Origin of the sequence: Caballeronia sp., from assembly GCF_028292365.1 — a bacterium.
Lineage (GTDB): Bacteria > Pseudomonadota > Gammaproteobacteria > Burkholderiales > Burkholderiaceae > Caballeronia.
In genome coordinates this window covers 1-3,814 of record NZ_JAQGMM010000663.1, presented here as the reverse complement: position 1 = coordinate 3,814, position 3,814 = coordinate 1, and the positions used below count along the sequence as shown (strand labels likewise).

The window sequence follows — 3,814 nt, the reverse complement described above, 5'->3', positions numbered from 1 at the left end:
AAATCAGTCATGTTTCAGCTCCTTGATCACACCTTTCACAATAGCCGGGACATCGCCGAGACGGGCGGCATCGGAGGCGAGCACATCGTTCTCCGATGAATGCGCGCCACCGCGCGCCAGCGCCGCGATGCAATGCTGATAGGTCGGCTCGACTTCTTCCGACCCGTTGATCATCATGCCCATGTTGCGCACACGGCCGTCGTGCACGCCGTAGGTCCAGCCGTGCACCGTAATCTCCTGGCCACGTGCCCATGCATCGCGCAGGATGGTCGTATGGCACACGTTCACCGTTTGTTCAATCGTGTTCAGCTCCACCAGCCGACGATTCCGCGCCTCGCCCATCGGCCATTCCTCGAGCAGCGCGGCGTGCTTGTCGCGTACGTCTTCCACGTGGCGCAGCCAGTTATCGGCCAGGCCTACGCGCCGGCTCACGAGCGCCGCGCCCACGCCGGAACAGCCGTAATGCCCGACCACCATGATGTGCTTGACCTTCAGCAAGTCGACCGCGAACTGGATCACGGACAAGCAGTTGAGGTCCGAGTGAACGACCACGTTCGCGATGTTCCTGTGCACGAACACCTCGCCCGGCGGCAAGCCAATGATCTGGTTCGCCGGCACGCGTGAATCGGAGCAGCCGATCCACAGGTATTCCGGCGCTTGCTGGTGCGCGAGGCGAGAGAAATATTCAGCGTCCTCCGAGAGCTTGCGATCGACCCACTTCAGGTTGTTATCGAACAGGTGCGAGAGCGGGTTGTTGTCCTGGCTTTCAGGTGCGTCAGTGTTGTCGATATTGGACATGGCATTCAGTGCGGATAGGTTTCATGCAGCGCGTGCTGCGGGTGCGCCGGACAGAAAACGCTCAGGATAACGAACACAAAAACGGATGCTGCGTTCGTACGGGAAGAACTCGGCGAGCTCGCCATTAAGGATCTGTTCCTTGTGCTTTTGCCAGAGAGCGGGGTCGAAGAAATCGGCGTGATGTTTCATGAACACGTTGCGCACGCGCGGGTCGCCGAGCAGGAAGGTGCCGTAGGTTTCAGGGAAGATGTCGTGTGGCCCGACGGTGTACCACGGCTCGCCTGACATCTCGTCTTCCTCATTGCGCGCTTGCGGCACTTGGCGCACGTTGCAATCGGTCAGGTATTCGATCTCGTCGTAGTCGTAGAACACCACGCGGCCGTGACGCGTGACGCCAAAATTCTTGTAGAGCATGTCGCCGGGAAAGATGTTCGCCTGGATCAGTTCCTTGATCGCGTCGCCGTATTCCTTGATGCCATGCTCGATTTCCGGCAGCGTGCCGTTCTGCAAATACAGGTTCAGCGGCGTCATGCGGCGCTCGATATACAGATGCCTGATCACGAGGTTATCGCCTTCATATTCGATCATCGAAGGCACTTCCCTGGTGAGCTCCTTGAGCAGCGCATCGTCGAGGCGCGACAGTGGTAGCGCGACGCTCGAATACTCGAGCGTGTCGGCCATGCGTCCGAGACGGTCATGGCGTTTGACGAGCTGATACTTGTCCTGGATCTTCTTGCGCGTGGTTTCCTTCGGCGGCGGGAAGTTGTCCTTGATCAGCTTGAACACGTACGGAAATGAGGGCAGCGTGAACACCAGCATCACGAGTCCCTTGATTCCCGGCGCGATGGCGAATTTATCGCTGGAATGCGAGAGGTGATGCAGCAAGTCGCGATAAAACAGGTTCTTGCCCTGCTTCTGCAAGCCCACTGAAGTATAGATTTCCGCCTTCGGTTTGCCGGGCATGATCGAGCGAAGGAACTGCACATACGCGGACGGCACTTCCATATCCACGAGGAAGTACGAGTGCGAGAAGCTGAAGATGATCAGTACTTGTTCGCGCTGCAACAGGACTGTATCGAGTGCGAGCAGCCCGGGTTGCGCATGACGCACCGGCACCACAAACGGTATCACCAGATCACCGTTGATGATCCGGCCCACTATGTACGCCGCCTTGTTGCGAAAGAACAGCGACGACAGCACGTGAATCTGGAAGTTGGGCGCGGCCTTGAATTCGCCGAACGCTTCGGTAATCGCTCGCATCAGGCATTGAACGTCGCGCTGCAAATCTTCGAACGGCGGCTCGAGCTGGAAGTTCGTCACGATCCGTTCGAGCGTCGCGGCGAGCCCATCCTTGCTTGGGTAATACGCGCGATAGGTCGGCTTGGCCGCAGGTTCGTCGTTCTCGATGTACTCCGTCGAAATAGCGGGCCGCACGAAAATGAAGTCGTTATTGAAGTACGAGCGATGCAGGATTTTGCAGCACACGGAGTTGAAAAACGTCTCTGCGCACTCGGGCTGCCGGTGCGACGTCAGCAAGCCGATGTAATGCAACTTGATCTGCTGCCAGATTTCATCGTCTATGTGCTCGGCGTCGTACTCGTCTTCCAGGCGCGTCACGCACTCTTCCACGCGATCGTCGTACGACGTGATGCGATCGCGCGCAAGCCGCTGCAGCGCATGCCAGTCGGCCGCTTCGAATAGCCCCTTCGCCGCGATGGCCGCATCGCGAAACACGCGATAGTGACGGTCGAAGCCTTCGAGCAGCGTTTCCGCGACATCGAAGCCAATCTGCGACGACAGTAACTTGGGAAAGTGATTCATATCGACTCTGCGCTTCGTGCCTACGTCGCGGTGTTAGTGATCAAGCGTCCAGCCCGGCTTAAAATCCTGCTTCAAATCCGGCCGATATTGTATCTCCGGACGTTCCCGCTTCCTGGGCGGCAGCCTTTCCGCCCGATGCGAACTCATGCCACGTTCGCCCCTTTCTTCGCACTCGCATTCTCCGATGCAGCCGCCACTGCCGCTCGGCGCGAGCGTTTTTCAGCGCTCGCTGAAAGCAGCGCACGCCCTTGCTTTTCGTACGCGGCGAGTTCGGCGAGCGTCGCGTTCAGGTCGTCCAGTTGCCGCTCCAGCACCGCGCGATGCGCCGCGATGGTGTCAAGAAACGCATGCAACTGGGCAACCGTCCCGGTCGGCGAATCGTAGAGATCAAGCAGCCGGCTCACCTCCAGCAACGTGAATCCGAGCCGTTTGCCGCGCAGCGTCAGCTTGAGCCGCGTGCGGTCGCGCGCCGAATACACGCGGCGCATGCCGTTCGTGCCTTCGCGCGCCGGCGTGAGCAAGCCCTGGTTCTCGTAGAACCGGATCGCGCGCGGCGTGATCTCGAATTCGCGTGCCAGCTCGGTGATGGTGTAGCGCGTGTCTGTCATTGAAATTACAAGGTTGCGAGCGCTTTTCTGACGCCGACGTTAAAATGCAGGTTAACGTTAGCGTCAACCTGGCGGCAATGCAACAACTGACAACCCGGAGAGCCGACCCGCATGAACCCGCTCGAACAGCAACTCGATTACGTTTTCGCAGACCGTCTTCCTGAAAGCGGCCACACGATGGAAGTCTCGCCCGGCGTGTTCTGGGTTCGCATGCCGCTGCCGTTCGCGCTCGATCACATCAACCTTTGGGTCATGCGCGACGAGATCGACGGCGTGGCGGGCTGGACCGTTATCGATTGTGGTATTTCGGACGAAACGATCCGGGCGAACTGGGAACGCACCTTCGACACGCTGCTTGACGGCCTGCCGGTGCTGCGCGTGATCGTCACGCATTGCCACCCGGACCACCTCGGTCTTGCGGATTGGATCTGCAATGGCGGCGACAAGAAAAGATGGGACCCGGTCAGGCTCTGGATGTCGCTTGGCGAGTATGCAATGGGCCGCGTGATGTCCGCCGGCGATGGTTCTGACGCAGGCGGCGAGCGTGCGGCACGGCACTTCGCGCGGCATGGAATGACGGACCCGGC

The 3,814-nt window shown here is 59.5% G+C and carries 4 protein-coding genes; 1 reads left to right on the top strand and 3 read right to left on the bottom strand.

The window, feature by feature from the left end; all coding sequences use genetic code 11:
• Window positions 1-3: 3 nt before the first annotated feature.
• From can to JWR14_RS37995, 3 genes are all read right to left on the bottom strand, one after another.
• Window positions 4-798, bottom strand: coding sequence for a carbonate dehydratase (gene can / locus JWR14_RS38005; protein WP_299719903.1), 795 nt, complete (start codon window positions 796-798; stop codon window positions 4-6).
• Between the two features lie 21 nt (window positions 799-819).
• The gene (gene aceK, locus JWR14_RS38000) at window positions 820-2,619 is read right to left on the bottom strand and encodes a bifunctional isocitrate dehydrogenase kinase/phosphatase (protein WP_299719901.1); all 1,800 of its coding nucleotides are present in this window, start codon (window positions 2,617-2,619) and stop codon (window positions 820-822) included.
• Window positions 2,620-2,762: 143 nt separating this feature from the next.
• The gene (locus JWR14_RS37995) at window positions 2,763-3,227 is read right to left on the bottom strand and encodes a MerR family DNA-binding transcriptional regulator (protein ID WP_299719899.1); all 465 of its coding nucleotides are present in this window, start codon (window positions 3,225-3,227) and stop codon (window positions 2,763-2,765) included.
• A gap of 111 nt (window positions 3,228-3,338) precedes the next feature.
• Between JWR14_RS37995 and JWR14_RS37990 the strand changes: the two genes are divergently transcribed.
• Window positions 3,339-3,814, top strand: a 476-nt coding sequence (locus JWR14_RS37990; protein ID WP_299719897.1) for an MBL fold metallo-hydrolase, incomplete at its 3' end; no start/stop codon positions are given.